This is a genomic window from Microbispora sp. H10830 (assembly GCF_014161375.1).
Taxonomy (GTDB): Bacteria; Actinomycetota; Actinomycetes; order Streptosporangiales; family Streptosporangiaceae; genus Microbispora; species Microbispora catharanthi.
In genome coordinates, this window is sequence record NZ_JABBWX010000003.1 from 191968 (window position 1) to 218152 (window position 26185).

The window sequence follows — 26185 nt, forward strand, 5'->3', positions numbered from 1 at the left end:
CCGCCCCGGGCCCTTTGCTCTACTCTCACTATCACTTGACCGTCACCGGGCACTCCGCGAGGAGGAGGCCGACATTACCGCCGCGACCGTTACGGAACCCGCAGTAGAACTCACCGGGATCACCAAGAGGTTCCCGGGAGTCGTCGCCAACAGCGACATCCACCTCCGCGTCGCCAAAGGGCATATCCACGCCCTCGTCGGCGAGAACGGCGCGGGGAAGTCCACGCTGATGAAGATCCTGTACGGGATGCAGCGCCCCGACGAGGGCGAGATCCGCGTCAACGGGTCGCCCGTGGGCTTCCACACCCCCGCCGACGCCATCTCCGCGGGCATCGGCATGGTCCACCAGCACTTCATGCTGGCCGACAACCTGACCGTGCTGGAGAACGTGGTTCTGGGCAGCGAGCCGCGCCGCGGCGGCCTCGCCCTCGACTTCGCCGCCGCGCGTAAGAAGATCAAGGAGATCTCCGACGCGTACGGCCTGGGCGTACGGCCGGACGTGCCGGTCGAGGACCTGGGGGTCGGCGACCGGCAGCGGGTGGAGATCCTGAAGGTGCTCTATCGGGGCGCCCGCATCCTGATCCTGGACGAGCCGACCGCCGTGCTCGTGCCCCACGAGGTGGACGAGCTGTTCGACAACCTGCGCGGCCTGGTCCGCGAGGGGCTGACGATCCTGTTCATCTCCCACAAGCTGGACGAGGTCCTGCGAGTCGCCGACGAGATCACCGTCATCCGGCGCGGGACCACCGTGGCGACCGTGAACCCCAAGGACGTGACCTCCCGCAAGCTCGCCGAGCTCATGGTCGGCAGCGAGCTGCCCAGCCCCGAGACCCGCGAGTCGACCGTCACCGACGTCGTCGCCCTGTCCGTACGCGACCTGACCGTGCGCACCGGTGACGGGCGTCCGGTGGTCGAGAACGTGAGCTTCGACATCCACAAGGGCGAGGTGCTCGGCATCGCGGGCGTCGAGGGCAACGGCCAGGCGGAACTCGTCGAGGCGATCATGGGCATGCGCCCCTGCGAGGCGGGGGCGCTCACGCTCGGCGGCGCCGACATCTCCCAGTGGTCGACGCTCAGGCGGCGCGCGGGCGGCATCGGCTACATCCCCGAAGACCGCCACCGGCACGGGCTGCTGCTGGAGTCGCCGCTCTGGGAGAACCGCATCCTCGGCCACCAGACCCGCCGGCCCAACGTCAAGGGCCCGTGGATCGACCGCGCCGGCGCGCGGGCCGACACCCGGCGCATCGTCGAGGAGTACGACGTGCGCACCCCCGGCATCGACGTGGACGCGGCCACGCTGTCCGGCGGCAACCAGCAGAAGCTGATCGTCGGGCGGGAGATGAGCGGCGACCCCGTGCTGCTCATCGCCAGCCATCCCACCCGCGGCGTGGACATCGGCGCCCAGGCGGCGATCTGGGACCACCTGCGCACCGCGCGCGCCGCCGGGCTGGCCGTGCTGCTGATCTCCGCGGACCTCGACGAGCTGATCGGGCTGTCCGACACGCTCAAGGTGATCCTGCGCGGCAGGATCGTCGCCGACGTCGATCCCGCGAACGTGACCCCCGAGCAACTGGGCTCGGCGATGACCGGCGCCGGGGAGGGCGTATGAGCGGGTTCGTCGACCGGCTGCTCGGCCGGGTGCGCCTCGGCGGCTGGCTCGCCGTCGCCGCGCCGGTCATCGCGGTCGCCTTCGCGGTGCTGATCACCTCGGTGGTCCTGCTCATCGCGGGCAGCGATCCGGTCGGGGCGTTCACCACCCTCGCCGAGTACGGCACCCAGCCGCGGTCGATGGCCATGATCCTCAACACGGGGGTCATGTACTACATCTCCGCGCTCGCGGTGGCCGTCGGCTTCCGGATGAACCTCTTCAACATCGGCGTGGACGGTCAGTACCGGCTCGCGGCCGTGGTCGCCGCCGGGCTCGGCGGCGCCGCCGTGGTGCCCGGCGTGCTCAACATCGTCCTCGTGATCGTCGTCGCGGTGGTCGTCGGCGCCCTGTGGGCCGCGATCGCCGGCCTGCTCCGGGTGTACCGGGGCGTGAGCGAGGTCATCTCGACCATCATGCTGAACGCGATCGCCACCGGCCTCGGGTCATGGCTGGTCAGCGAGCACTTCGGCGTGCTGACCGGCAACGACCTCGGCACCAGGCCCATCCCCGACGACGCGCACATGCCGGGCATCCCGCTCATCGCCGGCACGCCGGTGCTGGTCAACGGGTTCATCGTGGTGGCGGTCCTGCTCGGCGTCGCGTACTGGGTCGTGCTCAACCGCACCCGGTTCGGCTTCGAGCTGCGGGCGACCGGCAAGTCCGAGTCCGCGGCGGTGGCCAGCGGCGTCAGCGTGAAGAAGATGATCGTCGTCACGATGGTCATGTCGGGGGCGGTCGCCGGTCTGATCGGCATGCCGGAGCTGCTCGGCGCCTCCTACAAGTACAGCAACAACTTCCCGGCCGGCCTCGGCTTCACGGGCATCGCGATCGCCCTGCTCGGCCGCAACAACCCGGTCGGCATGGCGGTCGGCGCGCTGCTGTGGAGCTTCCTGGACAACTCGTCCAACCAGCTCCAGCTGCTCGACATCTCCAAGGAGATCGTCCAGATCATGCAGGGCGTCGTCGTGCTCTCCGTGATCATCGCGTACGAGCTGGTCCACCGCTACCGGATCGTCGCGGAGCAGCGCAGGGTCAGCCGCGAGCTCGCCGCGCCACAGGAGGCGCCGAAGGCGGAGGCGGCGGCATGAGCGAGCGAAGCGAGCGAATCAGTAGGCACTGCGCGTTTCGCGAATGCGACCCCGAGCCGCCAGGCGAGGGGGTGGCATGAGCGAGCGAAGCGAGCGAATCAGTAGGCACTGCGCGTTTCGCGAATGCGACCCCGAGCCGCCAGGCGAGGAGGGCGCATGAGCGGGCCGGACGGAATCGAGGAGACGGCATGACGGCGACGGACCTCCCGGTCGACCGCCCGGTCGAGACGCCGCAGGCGCGGCGCTCCCGGCTGTCGGCGCCGGTGCTCCTGCTCGGCCTGGCCGGGCTCGTGGTGCTGCTGTCGATCGCGCGGCTGGTGACCGGGGCGAACGACATCACCTCGGCGGGCACGGTCAGCGCCGCCCTCGGCCTCGCCGTGCCGATCGGGCTCGCCGGTCTCGGCGGCCTCTGGTCGGAACGGGCCGGCGTGGTCAACATCGGCCTCGAAGGCATGATGGTGCTCGGCACCTGGTTCGGGGCCTGGGGCGCCCTCCAGTTCCACAGCCCCTGGGCGGGCGTGGTCGCCGGCGCCGTCGGCGGGGCGCTGGGCGCGGCGATCCACGCCGTCGCGACCGTGACCTTCGGCGTCGACCACATCATCTCCGGCGTGGCGATCAACATCGTCGGCGTCGGCTTCACCCAGTACCTGTCCCAGCTCGTCTTCGACGGCATGCCGGGCGGCGGGACGAAGAACTCGCCGCCGCTGCCCAAGATGGGCACGGTGAGCCTGGGCTTCCTCGACGACCCGCTGCGGACCGTCGAGGCCAAGCACTGGTTCGTGCTGTCGGACTTCGCGGGCGTGCTGCGGGGCATCACCCAGGGCGTGTCCTGGTTCACGATCCTGGCGATCCTGCTGGTCCCGCTGTCGTTCTACATCCTGTGGCGCACGCCGTTCGGCCTGCGCCTGCGGGCGTGCGGCGAGCGTCCGGTCGCGGCGGAGTCGCTGGGCGTCAACGTCTACCTGTACAAGTGGGCCGCCGTGATCGTCTCCGGCGTGCTCGCCGGGCTCGGCGGCGCGTTCCTGTCGCTGGTGGCCGCGGGGATCTACCGTGACGGGCAGACGGGCGGACGCGGCTACATCGGCCTCGCCGCCATGATCTTCGGCAACTGGCGTCCCGGCGGGCTCGCCGGTGGCGCGGCGCTGTTCGGCTACACCGACGCGCTCCAGCTCCGGCAGGGCGGCATCTCGGTGCACGCGCTGCTGCTCGTCGTCGCGCTGCTGCTCGTCGCCGTGGCGGTCTACCAGCTCGTGCGGCAGCGGCGCGGGGGCGCGGCACTGATCACCGGGGTCGTGGCGATCGCGGTGTTCGTGGTGTTCGCCGTGACGGACACGGTGCCGGAGCAGTTCACCTCGTTCACCCCCCACCTGACCACGCTGCTGGTGCTGTCGCTGGCCTCACAACGCCTGCGCATGCCGGCGGCCGACGGCGTCCCATATCGAAGGGGGCAGGCGAAATGAGCATCGACTGGGAGGCGCTGCGGGTCGCGGCCCGCGAGGCCATGACTCACGCGTACGCGCCGTACTCGAAGTTTCCCGTAGGAGCGGCTGCGCTCGTCGACGACGGCCGGGTCGTGACCGGCTGCAACGTGGAGAACGCGTCGTACGGCGTGGGGTTGTGCGCCGAGTGCGGGCTGGTCTCGGCGCTGCACGCGAGCGGCGGCGGCAGGCTGGTGGCCTTCACCTGCGTGGACGGCCACGGCGAGCTGCTGATGCCGTGCGGCCGCTGCCGTCAGCTGCTGTTCGAACACGGCGGCGCCGAGCTGCTGGTGGAGACGCCCGACGGGCCGATGCGGATGGCCGATTTCCTGCCGTTCGCCTTCGGGCCCGACGATCTGTCGCGATAGAGGGGGAAGTGTGGGGTTCGACGCGATCGAGGTCATCACCGTCAAGCGCGACCGGGGTGAGCTGTCGACCGCCCAGATCGACTGGGTGATCGGCGCGTACACGCGGGGCGAGGTGGCCGACGAGCAGATGTCGGCGCTGCTGATGGCGATCCTGCTCAACGGCATGAACCGCAGGGAGATCGCGGACTGGACCCAGGCCATGATCAGGTCGGGGGAGCGGATGGACTGGTCCTCCCTCGACCGGCCCACGGCCGACAAGCACTCCACCGGCGGGGTCGGCGACAAGATCACTTTGCCGCTGGCTCCGCTGGTCGCCGCCTGCGGCGCGTACGTGCCGCAGCTGTCCGGGCGGGGTCTCGGGCACACCGGCGGCACGCTGGACAAGCTGGAGTCGATCCCCGGCTGGCGGGCGTCGCTGTCGAACGACGAGATGCTCGCCGTGATCCGCTCGGCCGGAGCGGTCGTCTGCGCGGCGGGCGCGGGCCTCGCGCCCGCCGACAAGAAGCTCTACGCGCTGCGCGACGTCACCGGCACGGTCGAGTCGATCCCGCTGATCGCCTCCTCGATCATGTCCAAGAAGATCGCCGAGGGCACGGGGTCGCTCGTGCTCGACGTGAAGGCCGGCTCCGGCGCGTTCATGAAGAACGTGGACGACGCCAGGGAGCTGGCGCGGACGATGGTCGAGCTCGGCACCGACGCCGGGGTGCGCACGGTCGCCCTGCTGACCGCGATGGACCGGCCGCTGGGCCTGAAGGTGGGCAACGCGCTGGAGGTCGAGGAGGCCGTCGAGGTGCTCGCCGGTGGCGGCCCCGCCGACGTGGTCGAACTCACCGTACGGCTGGCCAGGGAGATGCTGGAGGCCGCCGCCGTCCCGGGCGCCAGGGACCCCGAGGAGGCGCTGAAGGACGGCTCGGCGATGGACGCCTGGCGGCGCATGATCGTCGCCCAGGGCGGCGACCCGGACGCGCCGCTGCCGACGGCCGCCGAGTCGGCCGTGGTCGTCGCCCCCGCCTCGGGCACGCTGCGCACGCTCGACGCGCTCAAGGTCGGCGTGGCCGCCTGGCGGCTCGGGGCCGGACGGGCCCGCAAGGAGGACCCGGTGTCGGCCGGCGCGGGCATCGTCCTGCACGCCAAGCCCGGTGAGACGGTCCGCGCCGGAGCCCCGCTGATGACCCTGTACGCCGACGAGGCCGCCAGGTTCGACCGGGCCCTCCAGGCTCTGGAGGGCGCGTACGAGATCGGCGAGGACGGCCTCGGCCTGCTCCCGCTGGTGATCGACCGCCTCACCGCCTGAGGCCGGGAGGGATCGGCTCAGCGGGTGATCAGCAGCGCGCCCATGCCGACGAACAGGCCGCCGGTGAGCATGTCGAGCCTCTTCCGCAGCCGCCGGTAGCCCCTGGTGATCCACGGGCTGCCGGCCAGGAAGGCGACGGCGGAGAACCAGGCGAACGCCACGGCCAGCATCGCGCCGAGCGTGACCGCCCGCATGGCGAGGTCCGTACGGTGGGGGAGCAGGCTGGCGAACAGGGCGCCGAAGAAGACGAGGGCCTTGGGGTTGGCGAGGTTGGTCAGCAGCCCGGCGCGCCACTCGCGCAGCCTGCCCGGACCGTGCGCGGCGACGGCCGGCGCCGCGTCGTCGCCGGCCGGGGACGACTGCTTGCGAGCGGCGCGGATGGTCGCCACGCCGAACGCGACGAGGAACAGGGCGCCGGCGACGCGGGCGGCGATGTAGAGCCACTCGAACCGCTGGATGAGCACGGTGACGCCGAACAGACCGGCGACCGCCCACACGCCGATGCCGGTGACGACGCCCGCGGCCGCGCGTACGCCGCTGCGCCGCGACCCGCCGGCCGAGTGTCTGAGCACGATGAGGAAGTCGGGACCCGGGCTCATCACCACCAGGATCCAGACGCCGAGCAGGGGAAACAACGGCAACCACGACATGGGCGGGTCCTTCCTGGCCGGGCTCGGCCGGCTCTGGACGGGTTCGGCGGGGAGGCGGGGGCGGCAGGGCTCAGCCGGCCACGGGCGAGGCGATGACGACCGTGACGTCCGCCGGGGCGTCGCCGGTGCGGTAGCGGTGCGGGCGGTCGCCCGCGAAGGCCAGCAGGTCGCCCGGCCCGAGGAGGCGCGGGTCGTCGTCCGGGCCGGCCGTGACCTCGCCCGAGGAGACAAGCAGGTGCTCGACGGTGCCGGGCGCGTGCGGGACGCCGTCGAGGTCGGTGTGCGGGGGCACGCGCAGCCGCCACAGCTCCAGGCTGTGCCCGCTGCCGATCCGGCGCAGCAGTTCGCGTGTCGGGCCGTCGGCGGCCGCGGGCGTCGAGGGCAGGTGGACGGGACCGGCGTCGGTGTCCCTGGTCAGCAGGTCGGTCAGGGGGATGTGCAGCGCCAGGGCGACGGCTTCCAGCGTCTCGATCGTCGGATTGCCGGTGCCCGCCTCCAGGCCGGACAGCGTCGCCTTGCCGAGACCGGCACGGCGGGCGAGCTCGGCCGCGCTCATCCCGCGCTGCGCCCGGCGCAGCCGGATCTGCGCGCCGATCGCCGCGGCCGCCCCGCTCATGACGGCATCTTCAACGGAACCATATGTTCACTATAGCGAACGATACTCCGCGTCGCTCGCCGCGAGGGCGTCGCCGAGGGGCGTGCGGTAGTACAGGACCGACCGCCCGGCCCGGCGGCGCCGTACGAGACCGGCGTCGAGGAGCACCTTGAGGTGGCGGCCCACCGATCCCAGCCCCTGGCCGGTCAGCGCCACGAGATGGGTCGTGCTCTTCGGCGCGGAGAGCAGCACGAGCACCCGTGCCCGCGCCGGGCCGAGCAGCCTGCCGAGCGTCTCGGGCGCCGGCGCCCGGTCCGGCTCGGCCAGCGTTCCCGAGCAGGGGTAGACCAGGGCGTAGTGCCGGCCCGCCGTCCAGGCGGTCCACGCCTGGCGGGGAGTGACCGGGACGAACATCAGCCTCGCCCCGCCGATCTGCCTCGGCGGGTAGTCGTAGGTGTTGATCTGCAACCGGTTGCCGCCGAGCCAGCGCATCCCCTTGCGCATGTCGTTCAGCGCGGCGGCCCAGCCGCCCTGGCTGACATGGCCCACGCGGGCGACGATGTCGGCCTCCATGATCCGCCGACGGCGCGGCCAGTCGGGCAGCACGGTTCGCGTCCACACCCACTCCAGCAGGCCGGCCGCGCGTTCGGGCAGGTCGGGACGGCGCAGCGACTCCGGCAACGGGCCGCGCAGCGCCACCTCGATGTCGGCGTGCGCGGTCTCGGGCGGGGTCGCGCGGACGCGGGCCAGTTCCTCCTCGAAGGCCGGCTCGCCCTCGCCGGTCGGAGCGGGCGTGAGGAAGTCGGCGGTCCAGTTGCGTCCCCGCGCGGCCCGCAGCAGCAGCGCCGTGATCGGGTCGCCGGCCAGGCGGGACCGGTAGGCGGGCAGGTGGGCGTCGAGCCATGCCCGCTCGCCCGGATGCGCGGCCGACGCCCTCTCCAGGGTGAACAGGCAGGCGGTGGCCTCGGCCAGCGGGGAGATCACGAACCGGCTCTCCGCGAGGGTGTCGGCGTTGACCAGCCACCAGCCCATGTTTCGCCTCCCGGCGAAAGAATAACGGCGGAGCGCGGCGGTGATCGAGGCTCCCGTCATGCGCACATACCGGGAACTGTTTCGCACCCCCGAGTTCACGCCCCTGTTCACCGTCGCGTCCGCGCAGGTGGCGGCCTCGACGGTGAGCGGCCTGGCGCTCGGCACGCTCGTGTACGGGGCGACGGGGTCGCCGCTGCTGTCGGCCCTGAGCATGTTCGGCTCGTCCTTCGCGCAGGTGCTCGGGGCGACGGTGCTGCTGTCGGCCGCCGACCGGCTGCCCCCGCGCGCGGCGATGGCGGCGCTGGCGCTGGTCCACTGCGCCGGCACGGCCGCGCTCGCCGTGCCCGGGCTGCCGCTGTGGGCGGTGTTCGCGGTCGTCCTCGGCATGGGGCTCGCCGCCTCCCTCGGCGGCGGAGTCCGGTTCGGGCTGCTCAACGAGATCCTGCCCAGGGACGGCTACCTGCTCGGCCGCTCGGTGCTCAGCATGTCGGTCGGCGTGCAGCAGATCATCGGCTTCGTCACCGGAGGCGTGCTCGTGACCACGCTGTCCCCGCGCGGCACCCTGCTCGCGGGGGCGGGGTTGTATCTCGCCGCCGCGGTCGTCGCCCGGTGGGGGCTCACGGCCCGCCCGCCCCGCGCGCAGGGACGGCCCTCGCCCGCGGAGACGTGGCGGATCAACCGCGCGCTCTGGTCGTCAGGGATGCGCCGCCGCCTCTACCTGGCCCTGTGGGTGCCGAACGGCCTGATCGTCGGCTGCGAGTCGCTGTACGTCGCCTACGACTCCCGGCACGCCGGGCCGCTGTTCGCCTGCGCCGCCGCCGGGATGCTCGCCGGTGACACGCTGATGGGGCGGTTCGTCCCCAGGCGGTGGCGCGAGCGGCTGAGCGCTCCGTTGCGGCTGCTGCTCGCCGTGCCCTACCTGGTCTTCCTCTTCCACCCGTCCCTGCCGGTCGCGGTCGCCGCCGTCGTGCTCGCCTCGGCCGGATATTCGGCCAGCCTCCTGCTCCAGGAACGCCTCATGGCCGTCACCCCGGAGGAGATGAGCGGGCAGGCGCTCGGGCTGCAGTCGTCCGGCGTGCTCACCATGCAGGGGGTCGGCGCAGCGGTCGCGGGGGCGGTGGCCCAGTTCACCTCGGCCGCGGCCGCCATGGGTGTGATGGCGGTGGCCTCCGTCGCGGTCACCCTCGCGCTGGCGCCCGGCCTGCGGGCCGACGAGGCCGCGGAGGTCCGCTCCTCCGCGCCTGCCGGGAGGGCGGCGTGATCGGCCGTACGAGACGGTGTGCCAGGGTGGTCCTGCCGTGCCGGACCGGCCGGACGCGCAGAGGGGAGAGCCATGTCCGATCAGCGGGGCATCCGGCATGTCGAGATCGGCGTCGCCGACCTGGCCCGCTCGCTCGGCTTCTACCGCGATCTGCTCGATCTCGCCCCCGCCGAGGGGCCGGCGGGAGGTCCGGGTGTCGCCTGGCTGGCGGCGGGGTCCGTGCTGCTCAAGCTGGTCGAGACGGGCGACGGCGATCTCGGCGGCTGGGTGAACGACGACCTCCAGCGCGGCATCCGGCACATCGGCTTCAAGGTCGGCGACGTCGATCTGCGGGCCGAGCGCGTCCGCGACGCCGGGGTGCCCTTCACGCTGCCGCCGCTCGACGCGGTCGGCGGCGTGCGCATCGCGTTCTTCCAGGACCCGGACGGCACCCATCTGGAGATCACGGACAACTATCTGCGGTATCACCGGGTCGCCTCGCCGGAACTGGCCGAGCGGGAACGGCTGGCCGCCCTGAGCAGGCCGCGTACGGCCCCGCCGGTCTTCGACCACGTGGCGGTCACGTCCGCCGACCTCGACGTCGCGCTGGCCTTCTATCGGGACACGCTCGGCTACGAGGTCGTCGGCCAGATCACGCAGGACCAGGACCCGCGAGGCTTCCTGATCACGTACCTGCTGGCCGGGGACGCGGTCCTGGAGGTGTTCACGTTCACCGCCCCCACGACCGCGAGCCCGTGGACCCCCGACCCGTGCCGGCGGGGGTTCCGGCACGTCGCCGTCGCCGCCGAGGACCCGGAGGAGGCGGCCCTGCGGCTGACGGAGGCGGGCGCGAGGGTGGCTCGGAACGATGTGCTGGTGGACGCGGACGGCGTGCCCCTCGTGATCGTCTGACCCCGCCGCATTCCCGTGGTCAGACGTGGGGCCGGGTGTCGACCGGCAGCGGGAGCAGGGCCTCGACCACGGTTCCGCCGCCGGGCCGGGAGGTGATCGCGCAGGTGCCGCCGAGTTCGGCCGCACGCTCGCGCATGGAGACCGTCCCGACTCCGGCACGTGCCGTCGAGGGCGGTCCGGCGCCGTCGTCGCCGACCCGGACCCGCAACGTGCCGGTCCCTGTCACCTCCACCTCCACCTCCGCCGCGCCGGCGCGGGCGTGCCTGCGGACGTTGGTGAGCGCCTCCTGGACGATGCGGTAGACGGCCGTCTCCACGGCGGACGGCAGGCCGGCCAGGTCACCCGACACCGTGACCCGGGTCGCGGGCGGCCCCTCCCCGGCGAGTGCCAGGATCGCCCCTTCCAGCCCGAGGTCGTCCAGCGCCGGGGGACGCAGGCCGTACACGAGCCTGCGGATGTCTCCCGCGACGGCGTCCATCCCCGTGCGCAGGTCGGCGAGCAGGTGGTCGGCGGCCTGCGCCGAGTCCCGCAGCGTGATCCTGGCCATGTTGATCGTCATGGCCATGGTGCTCAGCGTCTGTCCGAGGCCGTCGTGCAGGTCGCGGCGGATCCGCCGGCGTTCCTCCTCCCGCGCGGCCAGGACGCGCTCACGCGAGCGCCGCAGATCGGCGGACACCCGCACCGCGTGCGCCGCGTCCGCGGCGTAGGGGGCGAGAGCGGCCAGCACCCGGTCGTGTGCGAGAGCGAACCGGCGCGGTCCCCGCGAGCCGACGAGGAGGCTGCCCACCAGCTCGCCGTGCCAGACGAGCGGGATCCGCCGGGGATCGGCGCCGACGTCGCCGCTCTCCAGACGGCCGGGCAGCCCGTCGGTGACCTCCACGGCCACGCCGGTGACGCCCAGATTGTCGCGGAGTGCGGTGACCACGGACGCCAGCGCCTCGGCCGGCCCCGCCTGACGCAGCCGTTCGACGAGCCCTTCGGCGAGGAGCCGGGTATCGCCCGCGCCGCCGTACGGCGTGCGCCGCGCCCGCCGCCGCAGCGCACGCCACAGGCGGGGGAGGAGACCGCCGGACAGCCCGGCGGCCAGCACGCCCACGAGCCCGGCGGCGCCGACGCCGGCCAGGTCGAGACCGGTGACCGGCGAGGCGGCCGTAGCGGGGACGAGCATGCCGGCAGGTGCGATCGCGGCGGCCGGTGCCGCCAGGCCGATCACTGCTGAGGCCCACATGGCCTGTGCGGGGTGGAGGACGAGCTCACGACGGGTACTCCTCGGTGGCCGCGGACCATCCGCCGCCTACCGAAAACGATGACCGAGCTCCGTCCCGGTCCGCATGAGTCCGCCGTCCCCTTCCGGGCATGGCAGTTGTCCCGTCCGGATGGGACACAGCCCGCATGGGGCACCGCGGGCGGGCGCGTCCTGCCCGCTCACGTGCCGTGGGCGGCGCCCCCGCTCAGAGGGGGCGAGGCGCCTCGTCCGGGACGGGCGGCGCGTAACCGGCGTTCACGAGGTGGGGGAACAGGTGCGCGGACAGGACGGCCCGATGGGTGGGGGTCGCCTCCGCGTGCCGTCGCCGGCCCTCCTCAGTGACGTGCACGAACACCCCGCGCCGGTCCGCCTCGCACAGCGCGCGGGCGACCAGTCCCTCGCGTTCCAGGCGGGCGATGAGGCGCGACAGAGCGCTCTGGCTCAGGTGGACCTGGTGGGCGAGCTCCTGCACGCGGAACTTGACCGTCCCCGGCTCCGCGCAGGAGAACTGGCCCTCCACGAGGCGCTCCAGCACCTCGAACTCGCTCACGCCGAGCCCGTGCTTGTCGCTCAGCTCCCGCTCCAGCGCGCACGACACCTCCGCGTGCCGGGCGAGCAGCTCGCGCCAGGCCATGACCACAAAGCCGGTGTCGATGTCGTTCATGCGAGACCGCCTTTCTCGGCGCGACTATACCATGCGTGCGCATTAGATGCAACGGCATTAATTGCTTGTGCATTGAATGCATGTGCATGTAAGTTTCCGTGCCATGACTTCCTCCACTCGGGACGAGCGCTGGGGGGCCCGCCTGTGGGGTGCCCTCACCGTCCTTTGCGCCGTCGTCTTCCTCGACGCCCTTGACGTGTCGATGGTCGGGGTGGCGCTCCCGTCCATCCAGGCCGATCTCGGGATGTCCACCTCATCGCTGCAGTGGGTGGTGAGCGGCTACGTGCTGGGATACGGCGGTCTGCTGCTGCTCGGGGGCCGGACCGCCGACCTGCTCGGCCGCCGCCGGGTGTTCCTGACCGCCCTGGCCGTCTTCGCGGTCGCCTCGCTGCTCGGCGGGCTGATGAGCGACGGGACGCTGCTGATCGCGGCCCGTTTCGTGAAGGGCGTCAGCGCCGCGTTCACCGCACCCGCCGCGTTGTCCATCATCACCACGACCTTCGCCGAGGGTCCCGCCCGCAACCGGGCCCTGAGCATCTTCACCGCCTGCGGCGCCAGCGGGTTCTCGCTCGGACTGGTCCTGTCCGGCGTGCTCACCGAGATCGGATGGCGCTGGACGTTCCTCATGCCGGTGCCCGTCGCGATCATCGCTCTGGTGGCGGGGCTGCGGCTGCTCGAGCGGGGCGAGGGGCGCGGCGAGGGCGGCCACGACCTCCTCGGCGCCGCGACCATCACCGCCGCCATGCTGCTCCTGGTCTTCGCCGTGGTGGAGGCGCCCAAGGTGAGCGTGGCGCGCACCGTGCTGTCGCTCGCGGGGGCCGCCGCCCTGTTCGGCCTGTTCGTCTGGCTGGAGCGCCGGGTGCGGCACCCGCTGGTCCGGCTCGGCATCCTGCGCTCCGCGCCGCTCGCCCGGGCCAACATCGGCCTGGTCATCCTGTTCGGCTCGTACGTCGGCTTCCAGTTCGTGGCGATGCAGTACTTCCAGAACCTGCTGGGCTGGAGCGCCCTGCAGACCGCCCTCGCGTTCCTTCCGGCGGGGCTGCTGGTCGCGATCAGTTCGACCAAGATGGGCGGGTTCGCCGACCGCTTCGGCACCGCGCGGCTGATCGTGGTGGGCTCGGTGGCGCTGCTCGCGGGGTACGCGGTGTTCCTGCGGGTGGACCTCCACCCCAGCCTGCTCACGATGGTGCTGCCGGGCATGGTCCTGCTGGGCATCGCGTTCGCGCTGTCGTTCCCCTCGCTCAACATCCAGGCGACCGCCGGGGTCGGCGACGAGGAGCAGGGGCTCGCCTCGGGCCTGCTGAACACCTCCGGCCAGGTCGGCGGAGCCGTGGTGCTGGCGATCGTCACCGCCGTCCTGACCTCGGGGGCGGACGGCGGCGACCCGATCGCCCGCTTCCGCGCCGCGATCGTGGTCTCGGCCGGGTTCGCCCTCGTCGGCCTGGCCGTCGCCCTCACCGGGCTCCGGTTCCGGCGGCAGCCGGTCGAGGCACGGGAGGAGCCGGTGCTGGAGGCGGTCTGACCCGTCCGCCGGTTCCCCGCCGTGGTGGGAGGAGGGGCGTCCCGTTCGCCGGGGCGCCCCTTTCCGCCGTCCGCGTGGCCGCCGGAGCCGGCGCGCCGCGCCGGACCCCGAGGCCGCCGTCCGCCTCTGTCCGGTCAGCCGAGCGCCGACATGAACGAGGCGACGAGACGGGACCGGTCGCCGGGGAGCGCCCGCCCCCCGTGGACCATGAACGACGTCGTGGAGGACTGCGGCACGCCGCGCCCGGCGATCCACGAGATCAACTCCTGGCGGCGGTGGTCGAGGTCGATCCTGATCCGGATGTCCGCGTCCCGGGCCAGATCGGTGATGAGGGCGCGGGCGGTCTCGTCGTCCTCCGCGACGACCGGCCCGACGAACAGCCGGTCGCCGCTCCGCCAGGCCGCCCCGTAGCCGGTGATCTCGCCGTCCCGCTCGGCGATCCTGACCTGCTCGGCGAAGGCGAACAGGCGGGCCAGCAGGCGCGACCGGTCGGCCCCGAAGACCTCGATGTCGAGGGCGCACAGCGCGGCCAGGTCCCTCCCGGGCTCGGCGAGCCGTGAGGCGCTCCGCCCGGGATCCGACCCGCCGTACGGGTCGTCGCCGGCGTCGAAGCGGCCGACCCGGGCCTCGATCACGCCGACCGTCTCGAAGCCGAGCTTCTCGTACAGGGGCCGGCCGTACTCCGTCGCGCACAGGAACAGGGTCGCGTCGCCGGCCTCCGCGAGGACGTGGTCCAGGAGACGGCGTCCCAGCCCTCGCCCGCCGTAGCGGGAGGCCACCAGCATCATGCCGACCGCGGCCGCCGTCCTGCCGTAGCGGGTGAGGACGACCGTCCCCGCCAGTCCGCCGCCGTCCGGCGCGTCGACGCCGAAGCCCTCGCCGTTCTCCAACAGGAGCCGCCACTTGCGCTCCTCCCTCGGCCAGGAGCGGTCCTGCGCGAGGTCCAGGCAGTGGGGCAGATCTGCGAGGCCGAGGCGGCGGACAGGCAGGGCGGACGGGTCTGCGGGCTTCATGGGCACCTTTCCCTCGACGGCCCTCCGACGGTAGCGCCCCCGGCGCCCCGGCCGGTGGCGGAGCGCCGCTGAAGCGTAGTGCGGATATGCGCATATGACGTTATTCCGGATCAACTGACACACTGGGCGGCATGGTCAGGAGGATCGAGGGCCCCACCCGCATCCCGGTGCCGGGCGGCAAGGTCATTGACGAGTACGTCGGGCGCGTCAACAGCGGCGACGAGCAGGTCTCCATCGCGCACATGGTGGCCCCGCCCGGCTGGGAGGAACCCGCGCAGACCCCGGAGTTCGGCGAGTACACGCTCGTGCTCAAGGGGTCGGTCGTCGTGGAGCACGCGGGCGGCACGACCGTGGTCGAGGCGGGCCAGGCGTTCGTCAGCGAGCCCGGCGAGAAGATCCGCTACAGCTCGGGGCCGTCCGGCGCGGAGTACGTGGCGGTCTGCCTGCCCGCGTTCTCCCCGGACACCGCCAACCGCGAGGAGTGAGCGCGGCCAGGCTTAGGATTGCCGGAAGAACGACAGCGGCGAGGAGGGTGCATGACCAGGCTGCCCACGCTGGAGGAGATTCGCAGGGCGCCCAAGGTGCTCCTGCACGACCATCTCGACGGCGGGCTGCGGACCGGCACGATCGTCGACCTCGCCCGCGAATGCGGCCACACGCTGCCGACGTACGACCCGGGTGAGCTGGCGATCTGGTTCAGGGAGGCCGCGGACTCCGGTTCGCTGGAGCGCTACTTGGAGACGTTCTCGCACACCGTCGGGGTGATGCAGACCCGCGAGGCACTGGTCAGGGTGGCCGCGGAGTGCGCCGAGGACCTGGCGGACGACGGCGTGATGTACGCCGAGGTCCGGTATGCCCCGGAGCAGCACACCTCCCGGGGCCTGTCGCTCGACCAGGTCGTGGAGGCCGTGCTCGAAGGCTTCCGGCTCGGCTCGGCCGGGCCCGACGGCACGCCGCGGATCCGGGTGGGCACCCTGCTGACGGCCATGCGCCACCAGGCCCGCTCGATGGAGATCGCCGAGCTCGCCGTACGCTACCGGGACCTCGGCGTGGTCGGGTTCGACATCGCCGGAGCCGAGGCCGGCTATCCGCCCACCCGGCACCTGGACGCGTTCGAGTACCTCCAGCGGGAGAACGCCCACTTCACGATCCACGCGGGGGAGGGCTTCGGGCTGCCGTCGATCTGGCAGGCCATCCAGTGGTGCGGCGCCGACCGGCTCGGCCACGGCGTGCGGATCATCGACGACATCACGGTGTCGGACGACGGCGAGGCCAAGCTCGGCAGGCTGGCGGCGTACGTCCGCGACAAGCGGATCCCGCTGGAGATGTGCCCGACCTCGAACCTGCAGACCGGGGCGGCCCCGTCGATCGCCGAGCATCCGATCGGCCTGCTGCGCCGCCTGTACTTCCGGGTGACGGTCAACACCGACAACCGGCTGATGAGCGGGACGAGCGTGTCGCAGGAGTTCGCCAAGCTGGTCGACGCCTTCGGCTACGACTGGGACGACCTGCAGTGGTTCACGGTCAACGCGATGAAGTCGGCCTTCATCCCGTTCGACGAACGGCTCGCGCTGATCAACGGTGTGATCAAACCTGGCTACGCGCAGATGAAGTGGCGCGCATGAAGCCGCAGGTCTTCCGGTCGAAGGCGGCCTGGCTCCTCGGCTGGCTCTGGATGCTGTTCGCCGCCTGGAACGTGTGGGACCTGACGGCCCACGGCCACCTGCCCAGCGCGCTGATCGCGGGCGCGGTGCTCGGCGTCATCACGGCGCTGGTCTTCGTGATGGCGCTGCGGCCCGCCGTCGTCGTCGAGGAGGGCGGCGTCCGCGTGCGCAACGTGCTGAGGAACGCCTACGTCCCCTGGAGCGGCGTGGACGACGTGTCCGTGACCAATGCCATCGTGATCGAGTCCGGGGACACCACGGTGCGCTGCTGGACGCCCACGGCGACGGCCCGCGAGCGGGTCAGGGCCGCGGGGCGGGCCGCGAAGGCGGCCAAGTCGGCGAACAAGGCCGAGCGGGCGGCGGCCGAGGCCGTCGGCGCCCGCACCCATGCCGACTGGGTGGCCGACCAGCTCACCGAGATGAGCCGGTCCCGCCGGGAGAGCTCCTCCGGCGAGACCGGCGTCACCTGGTCGCCGTCCGCCCTGGCGGCCGTCGCCGCCGCGGTCGCCCTGGTCGTGGCCGCCTTCGTCGTCTCCTGATCACGTAGAGGGACCGGGATCGGGGGCCGTGCGAGGCCGGGGCGGTAATCGTTTGCCGAAGGGGTCTGAGTGCGTCTGGCGCGAGTGATCGTCGTCGTTGTGCTCGCCGCGCTCGCGAGCGTCTACGTGGTCGCGGGTGCGCCGATCGCGCTGGCGGTGCTCGGCGTGCAGGTCCTCTACCTGCTCACGCTCAGGAAGTGGTGGCTGCTGGCCGCGCAGGCCGTCCTCGTCTACACGGCGAGCGTCGCCGGCGGCGTCTCCACCGGGATCCTGGGGTTCCTGGCCGGTTCGCTGCTGCTGACCCGTGCCCATCGTGATACCGCGCGCGTGCTCGCGCCGCTCGTGGTGGCGAGCGCGGCGCTGATCGACGCCGCCCGCGGCGGGGCGACGGCCGACGCGACGATCACCGTGGTGCTGGTCTCGCTGGTCGTCTTCGGCCTCACCCGGCTCGTGGAGCGCGCGGGCGAGATGCACGCCGCCCGGCTCTCGCTGGCCGCCGCGGCCGTGGCCGCCGAGCGGCTGCGCCTGGCGGCCGAGCTCAACGACGGCCTCGGGCGGAGCCTGGAGGTGATCGTCGAGGGCGGCCGCCGCGTGCTCGCGGAGCCGGACGGCGCGGCCGAGGTGCTGGCCTCGGTGACCGCCACCGCGCGTGCGGCACTGACCGACGCCCGCGCCGCCTCAGCGAACTACCGCGCCACCTCCCTCGCTCCCGAGCTGGTCACGGCGCGGGCGATGCTCGACGCCGCGGGAATCGCGGTCGAGGTGCGTGGCGGCCACACCGAGCCGCTCGGTCCCGGCGGGGCGCTGCTGGCCAGCGTGCTGCGCGAGGCCGTCACCGACGTCGTACGGCGGGGCACCGCCCGGCTGTGCGTCATCGAGACGAGCGAGCAGGGAGACGAGCAGGGGGACAGGGTGCGGCTGCGGGTCGTCGACGACGGCCACCGCACCGCCGAGGGCCCCGACTTCGACGGCCTCCGGCTGGAGGAGGCGGGTGGCACCCTCACCACCGGTCTGTCCTCCTCCGGACGCTTCGTGGTGGAGGCGACGCTTCCCCGCGGCCCTTCCATCGAGGCGGCGCCCGGCGAGACGGGCGCCGGCGACGCCCGCGCTCCCGAACTCCCGGCGGACCGAAGGCGGCGACGGCCCCTGCCGAAGCTCGCCCACGACGCGTCGTACGCGGTGTCGGTCACGGTGCTCGCGGCCGTCCTCGTGGGCTTCAGCGTCAAGGCGCTGCTCCAGCTCTCCGGCGCTCTCGTGATCCCGGCCGCGGCGTGCCTCGCCGTGATCGTCGTCATGCAGCTCCGCTCCGTCAACGGGCGTCACATGGCGGCGCTCACCGTGATGGCGGTGCTCACGTACGCGCCCATCCCGGTCTTCGGACCCGTCTGGCTCGGAGCGGCGGGCTTCCTCGCCGGACCGGTCCTGCTCGCGTTCCCATGGCGGGTGGCGTGGCCGATGGCGGCGGCGATCGTGGCGAGCGTCGCCGGGGCCGGGATGCTGTTCGGCCTGCCCGCCCCCGTCCTCGCCAACAGCACGGTCAGCGCGCTCGTCACCGGGCTGGTGGTCTACGCCCTGCTCCGCCTGGCCCAGATCGTGAAGGAGCTCCAGGCCGCGAGGGAGAGCCTGGCCCGCTCCGCGATCGTGGAGGAGCGCCTGCGGGCCGCCCGCGACCTGCACGACCTGCTCGGGCACTCCCTGGCCGCGATCCTTCTCACCTGTGAGCTGGCCCGTCGCCTGAAGTGCCCGCGGGAGCGTGTCGAGGAGATCGTCGCCATGGCGGAGGGGGCGCAGGCGGACCTGCGCTCGGTGTCGGGCGAGCAGCGGGAGCTGTCCCTGGCGGCCGAGGTGGAGTCGGCGCGCACGGTGCTGTCGGCCGCCGGGATCCGGGTGACCGTGGAGCCGGTCGAGCCGAACCTGCCCGCGGAGGTCGAGACCGTGCTGGGCACCGTGCTCAGGGAGGCCGTGACGAACGTGCTCAGGCACAGCGAGGCCCGCCACTGCGCGATCACGATGCGCGCCGACGAGAGCGGGCTGCGGCTGCGGGTGCGCAACGACGGGGTGAGCGCGGGAAAGACGCGGCGGGGGTCGTCCGGCATCGGCAACCTGACCACCCGCCTCGCCGCCCTGGACGGCCGGCTGACCTCGCATGTCGACGGCGACCGATTCACGCTGGACGCCTGCGTGCCGCACCGCGCGCCGGTGCCCGCCTAGATCCAGCCGGCCCCTGGATCCAGCCGGCCCTTAGATCCAGGCGGCCCTTAGATCCAGCCGGCCTCGGTGGCGATGCGCACGGCGTCGGTCCGGTTGCGGGCGTTGAGCTTGGTGACGATCACGGTGAGGTAGTTGCGCACGGTGCCCGCGGCCAGGTGGAGCCGCGCGGCGATGTCCGTGGCGTCGGCGCCGGAGGCGGCCAGGCGGAGCACGTCCGCCTCGCGCGGGGTGAGCGGGTTGTCGGCCAGGTCCCAGGCGGTGACCGCGAGCGAGGGGTCGAGCACGCGCTCGCCGGCCGCGATCTTGCGGATGGCGGCCACGAGTTCGTCCGGCGGCGCCGTCTTCAGCACGTATCCGGCGACACCGGCGCCGAGGGCGCGGCGCAGGTGACCCGGCTTGCCGTACGCGGTCAGCATGAGAGCGCGGCAGGCGGGCAGGCGCGTGCGGAGCTCGGCGGCGGCCGCCAGGCCGTCCAGCCTCCCGGGCATGTCGATGTCGAGGACTGCGACGTCGGGGCGGTGGACCAGCGCGGCGGCCAGGGCGGCCTCTCCGGACTCCACGGTCGCGACGACTTCCAGGTCCTCCTCCAGCCCGAGCAGGGCGGCGAGGGCGCTCCTGATGACGTGCTGGTCCTCGGCAAGGAGTACGCGAATCACGCACATATGTCTACCAGTGTCCGGATCATGAGGACGTCATGGGCAGGAGGTGAAGCCGTCTCTGGGCCGCATGTCCGCTGGTCGGCAGGCTTGAGCACATGACAGAGGTGCTTCGACTTGACGCGGTGAGCAAGGTGTACGGAAAGGGACAGGGCGCGGTGGCCGCCCTGCGTGAGGTCTCGGTGAACATCCCGGGCGGGAGCTTCACCGCCGTGATGGGACCGTCGGGTTCGGGCAAGAGCACGTTCTTGCACTGCGCTGCGGGGCTGGACACGCCCTCCTCCGGCTCGGTGCGGCTTGGCGGCACGGAGCTGTCCGGCATGGACGAGACCCGGTTGACGGAGCTGCGCAGGCAGCGGATCGGCTTCGTGTTCCAGGCGTTCAACCTGGTCTCGTCCCTGACCGTGCTGGAGAACATCACGCTGCCGATGCGGCTGGCCGGGGCACGGGTCGACCGGGCGTGGCTTGAGGAGATCGTCGGGCGGGTGGGGCTCGCGGGCCGCACCGGGCACCGCCCCGCCCAGCTGTCCGGCGGGCAGCAGCAGCGGGTGGCCATCGCCAGGGCGCTGGTGACCCGGCCGCAGGTGGTCTTCGGCGACGAGCCGACCGGCGCGCTCGACACGATGACGGCCCGTGACGTGCTCCGGTTGCTGCGGGAGGTGGTGGAAAGCCTCGGCCAGACCGTGGTGATGGTCACCCACGACCCGGTGGCCGCCTCCTACGCCGACACCGTCCTGTTCCTCGCCGACGGCCGGATCGTGGACGCGATGGCCGCGCCGAGCTCCGAGATGGTCGCCGAGCGCATGACGAGGCTGGGGGCGTACGCGGCATGATCACCGGACTCGCACTGAAGACCCTGCGGCACCGCAGGGCGGCGTTCGCGGGGGCGTTCGTGGCGCTGGTGTGTGCCGCCGCGCTGGTCTGCGCGTGCCTGATGCTGCTGGAGACCGGCCTGCGGGGCGGGGTCGCGCCGGAGCGCTACGCGGCGGCGCCGCTGATCGTCGCCGGCGACCAGAACGTCCACGAGACCGTGACCAAGTCCTCCGGGAAGGTCAAGACGAAGGCCAAGCCGCTCTCGGAGCGGGTCTGGATCCCCGCGGCGGCGGCCGCGAGGCTACGCGGCCTGCCGGGCGTCTCGAAGGTGCTGACCGAGGTGACGTTCCCCGTGAACGGACACGCACTCGGGCACGGGTGGGAGTCGGCGGGGCTCACGCCGTTCGCCATCGCGCAGGGACGCCCGCCGCGTGAGGACCACGAGGTGGTCGTGGACGCCCGCTCCGGCCTGTCCGTGGGCGCGGCCCTGCGCGTGCGGGGCGAGGCGTACCGGGTCGTGGGGGTCACCGCGCAGGCCCTGCCGAGCCAGGACACGGTGTTCTTCTCGACGTCCGAGGCCCGCCGGCTGGCCGGACGCCCGGGCCTGGTGACCGCGATCGGCGTGTTCCCCCGAGTCGATGTGTCGTCGGTGCTCTCCACAGAAGAGCGCCTCGTGGCTCATACGGGGGACGAGCGCGGCACGGTGGAGTTCCTCGACGCGGAGCAGGCGCGGGTGCGGCTGATCAGCCTGGGCGGCGCGCTGGGCGGCACGTCCCTGCTGGTGGCGATCCTCGTCGTGACCGGCACCGCCGCCCTCGCGGTTCAGCAGCGACGGCGCGAGATCGCCCTCCTCCGTGCGGTCGCCGCCACGCCCGGGCAGGTGCGCAGGCTGCTGGGCGGCGAGTCGCTGCTGGTCGGCCTCGCGGCCGGCGTCATCGGATCGGCGGCCGGCATCGCCCTCGGGTTCTGGCTGCGCGGCCGGTTCGTCGAGCTGGGCGCCATGCCGGAGAACCTGCGCCTGGTGGTCAGCCCGTTCCCGGCGGCGGCCGCCCTGCTGGCCGCCGTGGCGGCGGCCTGGGCCGCGACCCGCCTCTCGGTCCGCCGGACCGCGCGGATCCGTCCCGTCGAGGCGTTGGGCGAGGCCGCCATGGGCGAGGGCCGCCTGCCCCTCGGCCGGTCGATCGCGGGCGTCCTCTGCGTCGCCGGCGGGATCGTGCTGACGCTGGTGCTGTCGGGACTCGAGACCGAGGCGGCGTCGAGCCCCGTGACGATGCTGACCGCGCTCGTCTGGACGGTGGCCGTCACCCTGCTCGGACCGGTGCTCGCCCGCGCCGCGACCGCCCTGCTCGGCATCGCGCTGCGTGCCTCCCGCGCCGGATACCTGGCGGCGCGCAACCTGCGGACGGGCCCGGGACGGATGGCCTCCGTGATGGCGCCGCTGACCCTTCTGGTGGCCATGACCTGCACCATCCTGTTCACCCAGACCACGATGGGGCACGCGTCGGCCGCGCAGGCCGCCGCCGGCACCCACGCCGACTACGTGGTGAGCGGCGCGACGGCGGACGCGGTGCGCCGCGTGCCGGGCGTGAAGGCGGTCACCTCGGTGGTGCGCACCTCCGTGCGCGTCGGGCTGGACAAGTACGGAGCGCAGGGCGTCGACGGCGGCGAGCGGCCGATCGGGCAGGCCGTGGACCTCGGCGTCGTGTCCGGCTCGCTCGACGGGTTCGGCGCCGGGTCGGCCGCGCTGAGCGAGTCGGCGGCATCCAGGCTCGGGCTGTCGGTCGGCGAGGCGCTCAAGCTCACCCTTGGCGACGGGACCCCGGCGGAGCTGAAGGTCGCGGCGATCTACTCCCGCGGCCTCGGCTTCGGCGACCTGACCCTGCCGTACGCGCTGGTGGCCGGTCATGTCGACGATCCCTCGGGCACCCTGCTCGTCGAGGCCCCCTCGGTCTCGCGTGCGGCCCTGGCCGCCGTGGCACCGCTGGTGTCGCCGGCGGAGGGGACCGGGACGCAGACGCCGAACGCCGAGGTCGACTACGTGGCCATGGGCCTGATCATCGCGTTCAGCGCGATCGCCGTGGTCAACACGCTGGCCATGTCCACCACGGACCGATCGCGGGAGCTGGCCCTCCTCCGCCTGGTCGGCGCGACCCGGCGGCAGGTGCTGCGCATGCTCCGCCTGGAGACCCTGACCGCGCTGATCGTCTCCGTGCTCGCCGGGACCGGCATCGCGCTGATCACGCTGTCGGCCTTCAGCAGGGGGATGACCGGGTCGGCCCTGCCGTACGTCCCCCCGGCCGGCTACGCGCTGGTGATCGCCGCCGTGGCCGCGCTCGCCCTGGTCGCCACCAGCCTCCCCGCGCGTCTCGCCCTGCGCGCCCGCCCGGCCGAGACCATCGGCGCCCGCCAGTAACCGGGCCGCCGCACCCCCACACGAATCGAAAGCCGAGAATCATGAACCGCATCGCCTCGATCGGCGCAGCCGCCCTGATCTCCCTCACCGCTACCCCGGTCGCGGCTCACGCCGCCACGACCTGGACCTCCTGCGGCACCGCCGCCGGGCTGGACCCCCGCCAGGAGTGCACGACGCTCCAGGTCCCTCTCACGTACGGCAAGCCGGGCGGCACGCTCTCCCTGGCCGTCTCCCGGATCCGTACGGCGCGGCCGGGACTGCGCAGGGGCGTGCTGCTGCTCATCCCCGGAGGACCGGGCAGCCCGGGCCTGAGCAGACCGAGCACGATGGCGAAGCGCCTGCCGAGCGCCGTGCTCGACCGTTACGACCTGGTCGGCTTCGACCCTCGGGGCGTCGGCCAGAGCTCGCCCGTCTCCTGCGGGCTCGCGCACGACGACCTGGCGCCCAGCCGGCTCAAGCCCTACCCCTCGGCCGGCGGTGACATCGGGGAGAACGTCGCGTACGCCCGCAGGTTCGCCGAGGCCTGCGCCCGCAACGGCGGCCCCGTGCTGCGCAGCATCAGCACGCGCAACGAGGCCAGGGACATCGACGCCATCCGCCGGGCCCTCGGGGAGGACCGCCTGTCCTACTGGGGCGTCTCCTACGGCACGTACGCCGGGGCCGTCTACGCCACGATGTTCCCCGGCAGGACCGACAGGGTGATCCTCGACAGCAACGACGATCCCGACCCGCACAAGGTCGCCCGCGGCTGGCTGGCCAACTACTCGGTGGGCGTCGAGGACCGCTTCCCCGACTTCGCGGCCTGGGCCGCCGCCCGTGACGACGAGTACGGCCTGGGGACGGACGCCGCGGCGGTCCGCCGCACCTTCCTGGACCTCGCCGAGCGCCTGGACCGCGCCCCGATCCCGTGGTCCGGCGCCAATCCACCGCGGCTCGACGGCGCGGTCCTGCGGGAGACCATGCTGAACGCGTTGTATTCCGACACCGGGTTCCCCACCCTGGCCGGGCTCATGCGGGCGGGCCTCGGCTCGGGGCCCCTCCCCGAGCCCTCCACCGCGCCGGACGCGGCGCTGCAGAACGCCGCGGCCTCGGTGGCCGCGACGATCTGCGACGACGTCGAGTGGCCGAGCTCGGTCGACCTGCACCGGCGGCTGGTGGCCCGCGACCGGGCGGCTCACCCGCTCACCGGCGGCATGCCGGTGAACATCGGTCCCTGCGCCTACTGGCCCTACCGGCCGGCGGAGGCGCCGGTGCGGGTCACGCCGCAGGGACCGTCCAACGTGCTGCTCGTGCAGAACCTGCGCGACCCGGCGACGCCGTACAGCGGCGCCCTGCGGATGCGCGAGGCCTTCGGGAGCCGGGCGCGCATGGTCGCCGTCGACTCGGGCGGGCACGGGTCCTACCTGGTCAACGGCAACGCATGCGGTGACGACGCCGTCACCACGTTCCTGGTCACCGGCAGTCGGCCGGCCCGGGACACGATCTGCCGGTAGGCACGCTCAAAGGCCGAGGGCGACGGCGAGGTCCTTCTTCAGGTCCTCCAGGTCCTGCGCGGCCCGGACCCGGGCGGGGGCGACGTCGTCGCCCTCGACCGGTACGACGACCTCCAGGTAGCACTTGAGCTTGGGCTCGGTGCCGCTGGGCCGGACGACGATTCGGGCTCCGCCGGACAGGCGGTAACGCAGGCCCTCGGTCGGCGGCAGCCCCGCCACCCCCTGGGACAGGTCCTCGGCCGACTCCACCGTCCGGCCCGCCAGCTCCATCGGCGGGTGCGTACGCAGGCGCTCGATGGCCTTCGCGATCAACGACAGGTCATCGACCCGGACGGAGAGCTGGGCGGTCGCGTGCAGGCCGTAGCGGCGGGCCTGGTCGTCCAGCAGGTCGAGCAGCGACCTGCCGTCCCGCTTGGCCGCCGCGGCCATCCCGGCCACGGTGAGGGCGGCCCCCACGCCGTCCTTGTCGTGGACCGGCGGTCCGGCGTCCGATCCCACGCTGTAGCCCAGCGCCTCCTCGTAGCCGAAGACCAGCCCCGGGCCCGTCTTCATGATCCACTTGAAGCCGGTCAGCGTCTCGGCGTGTCGCACGCCGTGACCGGCGGCGATCTTGGCGAGCAGCGACGACGACACGATCGAGGTGGCGACCAGCCGGTCGTCGCCCGCGGTGTGCCGCAGCACGTGCTCGGCCAGCAGGCCGCCCACCTCGTCGCCGGTCAGCATGCGGTAGCCGCCGCCCGGCAGCGGGGTGCCCACCGCGCAGCGGTCCGCGTCCGGGTCGTTGGCGATCACCAGGTCGGCGCGGGTCGCGGCGGCGAGTTCGAGCGCGAGGTCCATGGCGCCCGGTTCCTCCGGGTTGGGGAACGCCACGGTGGGGAAGTCCGGGTCGGGCATCGCCTGCCGGCTCACCGTGACCGGCACCTCGAAGCCCGCCACGCGGAACGCCTCGGACACGGTCGCGCCGCCGACCCCGTGCAGCGGCGTGTACGCGACCGCGATCTCGCGGGCGTCGCCGATCGGGAGCGCGGCCAGGGCCCGCAGGTACGGCACGACGATGTCGTCGTGGTCGAGGGTCTGCCAGTCGTCGCCCAGCGGGAGGGCGTCCACCCGGCCGACCGCGTCGATGGCGGCGGAGATCTCCTGGTCGATCGGCGGCACGATCTGCGCGCCGTCGCCCCAGTAGACCTTGTAGCCGTTGTCCTGGGGAGGGTTGTGCGAGGCGGTGACCATGACGCCCGCGTCCGCGCCCAGGTGGCGCACGGCGAACGCCAGGACAGGGGTGGGCCACTTGCCGGCCATGAGCGAGGCGCGCAGGCCCGCCCCGGTCAGCACGCGGGCCGTGTCGGCGGCGAACACGTCGGACTTGTGCCGCCCGTCGTAGCCGATCACCACGTGGCGTCCCGGCCCGAGGACGCGGGCCAGCCCGGCGGCCGCCCGCATCACCGTGACCCGGTTCATCCGGTTCGGCCCGGCTCCCAGCGCGCCGCGCAGGCCCGCCGTGCCGAACTCCAGCTTCGCGCCGAAGCGGTCCTCCAGGGCGGCCGGATCGCCGCGTTCCAGGAGCGCGTCGAGCTCCGCCCGCGTCTCGGGATCGGGGTCCTGGTCACGCCACTCTTCGGCGAGCCGTACGAGATCGGTCATGGATG

The 26185-nt window shown here is 73.2% G+C and carries 23 protein-coding genes; 15 read left to right on the forward strand and 8 right to left on the reverse strand.

Translation table 11 applies throughout. The features are described from left to right. Positions 1-73 precede the first annotated feature (73 nt). From HHX35_RS10185 to HHX35_RS10205, 5 genes are all read left to right on the forward strand, one after another. Positions 74-1609: an ABC transporter ATP-binding protein gene (locus HHX35_RS10185; RefSeq protein WP_182898947.1), complete on the forward strand. Its 1536-nt coding sequence runs from the start codon at positions 74-76 to the stop codon at positions 1607-1609. Continuing rightward, on the forward strand, positions 1606-2736 hold the full coding sequence (locus tag HHX35_RS10190; RefSeq protein WP_182898603.1) for an ABC transporter permease: 1131 nt from the start codon (positions 1606-1608) through the stop codon (positions 2734-2736). The genes HHX35_RS10185 and HHX35_RS10190 overlap by 4 nt, the downstream gene beginning before the upstream one ends. A 188-nt stretch (positions 2737-2924) precedes the next feature. After that, the gene (locus HHX35_RS10195) at positions 2925-4196 is read left to right on the forward strand and encodes an ABC transporter permease (RefSeq protein ID WP_182898604.1); all 1272 of its coding nucleotides are present in this window, start codon (positions 2925-2927) and stop codon (positions 4194-4196) included. Further along, positions 4193-4582, forward strand: a complete 390-nt coding sequence (locus HHX35_RS10200) for a cytidine deaminase (protein ID WP_139573516.1) — start codon at positions 4193-4195, stop codon at positions 4580-4582. The genes HHX35_RS10195 and HHX35_RS10200 overlap by 4 nt, the downstream gene beginning before the upstream one ends. A 10-nt stretch (positions 4583-4592) precedes the next feature. Beyond that, positions 4593-5876, forward strand: a complete 1284-nt coding sequence (locus tag HHX35_RS10205) for a thymidine phosphorylase (protein ID WP_182898605.1) — start codon at positions 4593-4595, stop codon at positions 5874-5876. A gap of 17 nt (positions 5877-5893) precedes the next feature. Here the strand turns inward: HHX35_RS10205 and HHX35_RS10210 are convergent, their stop codons facing one another. The 3 genes from HHX35_RS10210 to HHX35_RS10220 form a co-directional block, all read right to left on the reverse strand. Further along, the gene (locus tag HHX35_RS10210; protein WP_182898606.1) at positions 5894-6526 is read right to left on the reverse strand and encodes a LysE family transporter; all 633 of its coding nucleotides are present in this window, start codon (positions 6524-6526) and stop codon (positions 5894-5896) included. Between the two features lie 70 nt (positions 6527-6596). Beyond that, positions 6597-7142: a helix-turn-helix domain-containing protein gene (locus tag HHX35_RS10215; RefSeq protein WP_182898607.1), complete on the reverse strand. Its 546-nt coding sequence runs from the start codon at positions 7140-7142 to the stop codon at positions 6597-6599. A 30-nt stretch (positions 7143-7172) separates the two neighbouring features. Next, on the reverse strand, positions 7173-8153 hold the full coding sequence (locus tag HHX35_RS10220) for a helix-turn-helix transcriptional regulator (RefSeq protein WP_182898608.1): 981 nt from the start codon (positions 8151-8153) through the stop codon (positions 7173-7175). Between the two features lie 58 nt (positions 8154-8211). Here HHX35_RS10220 and HHX35_RS10225 point away from each other — a divergent pair, with 58 nt between their 5' ends. Next, positions 8212-9414, forward strand: coding sequence for an MFS transporter (locus tag HHX35_RS10225; protein WP_182898609.1), 1203 nt, complete (start codon positions 8212-8214; stop codon positions 9412-9414). A gap of 72 nt (positions 9415-9486) precedes the next feature. Next, positions 9487-10305 carry a VOC family protein gene (locus HHX35_RS10230; protein ID WP_182898610.1) on the forward strand — a complete coding sequence of 273 codons (819 nt, stop codon included), beginning with the start codon at positions 9487-9489 and terminating at the stop codon, positions 10303-10305. 19 nt (positions 10306-10324) lie between these two features. Here HHX35_RS10230 and HHX35_RS10235 read toward each other — a convergent pair whose 3' ends face one another. Then, complete coding sequence (locus tag HHX35_RS10235) at positions 10325-11533, reverse strand: sensor histidine kinase (RefSeq protein ID WP_182898611.1); 1209 nt, start codon at positions 11531-11533, stop codon at positions 10325-10327. 223 nt (positions 11534-11756) lie between these two features. Further along, positions 11757-12215, reverse strand: coding sequence for a MarR family winged helix-turn-helix transcriptional regulator (locus tag HHX35_RS10240; RefSeq protein ID WP_182898612.1), 459 nt, complete (start codon positions 12213-12215; stop codon positions 11757-11759). A 103-nt stretch (positions 12216-12318) separates the two neighbouring features. Here HHX35_RS10240 and HHX35_RS10245 point away from each other — a divergent pair, with 103 nt between their 5' ends. Further along, a complete protein-coding gene (locus HHX35_RS10245) occupies positions 12319-13737 on the forward strand; it encodes an MFS transporter (RefSeq protein WP_240808817.1) in 1419 nt (472 codons plus the stop codon). Positions 13738-13871: 134 nt separating this feature from the next. On the opposite strand, the gene HHX35_RS10250 is transcribed toward HHX35_RS10245, so the two are convergent. Then, complete coding sequence (locus HHX35_RS10250; RefSeq protein WP_182898613.1) at positions 13872-14750, reverse strand: GNAT family N-acetyltransferase; 879 nt, start codon at positions 14748-14750, stop codon at positions 13872-13874. 131 nt (positions 14751-14881) lie between these two features. Here HHX35_RS10250 and HHX35_RS10255 point away from each other — a divergent pair, with 131 nt between their 5' ends. From HHX35_RS10255 to HHX35_RS10270, 4 genes are all read left to right on the forward strand, one after another. After that, a complete protein-coding gene (locus HHX35_RS10255; RefSeq protein WP_139573504.1) occupies positions 14882-15235 on the forward strand; it encodes a cupin in 354 nt (117 codons plus the stop codon). Between the two features lie 51 nt (positions 15236-15286). Then, positions 15287-16375, forward strand: a complete 1089-nt coding sequence (locus HHX35_RS10260; RefSeq protein ID WP_182898614.1) for an adenosine deaminase — start codon at positions 15287-15289, stop codon at positions 16373-16375. Next, positions 16372-16953: a PH domain-containing protein gene (locus HHX35_RS10265; RefSeq protein ID WP_182898615.1), complete on the forward strand. Its 582-nt coding sequence runs from the start codon at positions 16372-16374 to the stop codon at positions 16951-16953. The genes HHX35_RS10260 and HHX35_RS10265 overlap by 4 nt, the downstream gene beginning before the upstream one ends. Positions 16954-17022: 69 nt before the next feature. Beyond that, on the forward strand, positions 17023-19164 hold the full coding sequence (locus HHX35_RS10270) for a histidine kinase (protein WP_220505249.1): 2142 nt from the start codon (positions 17023-17025) through the stop codon (positions 19162-19164). A 47-nt stretch (positions 19165-19211) separates the two neighbouring features. Here the strand turns inward: HHX35_RS10270 and HHX35_RS10275 are convergent, their stop codons facing one another. Continuing rightward, positions 19212-19820 (reverse strand): DNA-binding response regulator, encoded by a 609-nt coding sequence (locus tag HHX35_RS10275; protein WP_285781549.1) that lies wholly within the window; start codon positions 19818-19820, stop codon positions 19212-19214. A gap of 98 nt (positions 19821-19918) precedes the next feature. On the opposite strand from HHX35_RS10275, the gene HHX35_RS10280 reads away from it, so the two are divergent. From HHX35_RS10280 to HHX35_RS10290, 3 genes are read left to right on the forward strand one after another with little or no spacing between them, the layout of a single operon-like run. Then, positions 19919-20653 carry an ABC transporter ATP-binding protein gene (locus HHX35_RS10280; protein WP_182898617.1) on the forward strand — a complete coding sequence of 245 codons (735 nt, stop codon included), beginning with the start codon at positions 19919-19921 and terminating at the stop codon, positions 20651-20653. Continuing rightward, a complete protein-coding gene (locus tag HHX35_RS10285) occupies positions 20650-23046 on the forward strand; it encodes an FtsX-like permease family protein (RefSeq protein ID WP_182898618.1) in 2397 nt (798 codons plus the stop codon). The genes HHX35_RS10280 and HHX35_RS10285 overlap by 4 nt, the downstream gene beginning before the upstream one ends. Positions 23047-23087: 41 nt before the next feature. Further along, entirely contained in the window at positions 23088-24539 is a 1452-nt protein-coding gene (locus tag HHX35_RS10290; protein ID WP_182898619.1) for an alpha/beta hydrolase, read from the forward strand. A 6-nt stretch (positions 24540-24545) separates the two neighbouring features. On the opposite strand, the gene HHX35_RS10295 is transcribed toward HHX35_RS10290, so the two are convergent. Beyond that, positions 24546-26180 (reverse strand): phospho-sugar mutase, encoded by a 1635-nt coding sequence (locus HHX35_RS10295; RefSeq protein WP_182898620.1) that lies wholly within the window; start codon positions 26178-26180, stop codon positions 24546-24548. Positions 26181-26185 lie beyond the last annotated feature (5 nt).

Bases quoted from the DNA above. Each gene is read 5' to 3' on its own strand.
- HHX35_RS10190 (WP_182898603.1), top strand. From the start codon at position 1,606: ATGAGCGGGTTCGTCGACCGGCTGCTCGGCCGGGTGCGCCTCGGCGGC.
- HHX35_RS10195 (WP_182898604.1), top strand. From the start codon at position 2,925: ATGACGGCGACGGACCTCCCGGTCGACCGCCCGGTCGAGACGCCGCAG.
- HHX35_RS10200 (WP_139573516.1), top strand. From the start codon at position 4,193: ATGAGCATCGACTGGGAGGCGCTGCGGGTCGCGGCCCGCGAGGCCATG.
- HHX35_RS10210 (WP_182898606.1), bottom strand. From the start codon at position 6,526: ATGTCGTGGTTGCCGTTGTTTCCCCTGCTCGGCGTCTGGATCCTGGTG.
- HHX35_RS10215 (WP_182898607.1), bottom strand. From the start codon at position 7,142: ATGAGCGGGGCGGCCGCGGCGATCGGCGCGCAGATCCGGCTGCGCCGG.
- HHX35_RS10220 (WP_182898608.1), bottom strand. From the start codon at position 8,153: ATGGGCTGGTGGCTGGTCAACGCCGACACCCTCGCGGAGAGCCGGTTC.
- HHX35_RS10225 (WP_182898609.1), top strand. From the start codon at position 8,212: ATGCGCACATACCGGGAACTGTTTCGCACCCCCGAGTTCACGCCCCTG.
- HHX35_RS10230 (WP_182898610.1), top strand. From the start codon at position 9,487: ATGTCCGATCAGCGGGGCATCCGGCATGTCGAGATCGGCGTCGCCGAC.
- HHX35_RS10235 (WP_182898611.1), bottom strand. From the start codon at position 11,533: ATGTGGGCCTCAGCAGTGATCGGCCTGGCGGCACCGGCCGCCGCGATC.
- HHX35_RS10240 (WP_182898612.1), bottom strand. From the start codon at position 12,215: ATGAACGACATCGACACCGGCTTTGTGGTCATGGCCTGGCGCGAGCTG.
- HHX35_RS10245 (WP_240808817.1), top strand. From the start codon at position 12,319: ATGACTTCCTCCACTCGGGACGAGCGCTGGGGGGCCCGCCTGTGGGGT.
- HHX35_RS10250 (WP_182898613.1), bottom strand. From the start codon at position 14,750: ATGAAGCCCGCAGACCCGTCCGCCCTGCCTGTCCGCCGCCTCGGCCTC.
- HHX35_RS10255 (WP_139573504.1), top strand. From the start codon at position 14,882: ATGGTCAGGAGGATCGAGGGCCCCACCCGCATCCCGGTGCCGGGCGGC.
- HHX35_RS10260 (WP_182898614.1), top strand. From the start codon at position 15,287: ATGACCAGGCTGCCCACGCTGGAGGAGATTCGCAGGGCGCCCAAGGTG.
- HHX35_RS10265 (WP_182898615.1), top strand. From the start codon at position 16,372: ATGAAGCCGCAGGTCTTCCGGTCGAAGGCGGCCTGGCTCCTCGGCTGG.
- HHX35_RS10280 (WP_182898617.1), top strand. From the start codon at position 19,919: ATGACAGAGGTGCTTCGACTTGACGCGGTGAGCAAGGTGTACGGAAAG.
- HHX35_RS10285 (WP_182898618.1), top strand. From the start codon at position 20,650: ATGATCACCGGACTCGCACTGAAGACCCTGCGGCACCGCAGGGCGGCG.
- HHX35_RS10290 (WP_182898619.1), top strand. From the start codon at position 23,088: ATGAACCGCATCGCCTCGATCGGCGCAGCCGCCCTGATCTCCCTCACC.
- HHX35_RS10295 (WP_182898620.1), bottom strand. From the start codon at position 26,180: ATGACCGATCTCGTACGGCTCGCCGAAGAGTGGCGTGACCAGGACCCC.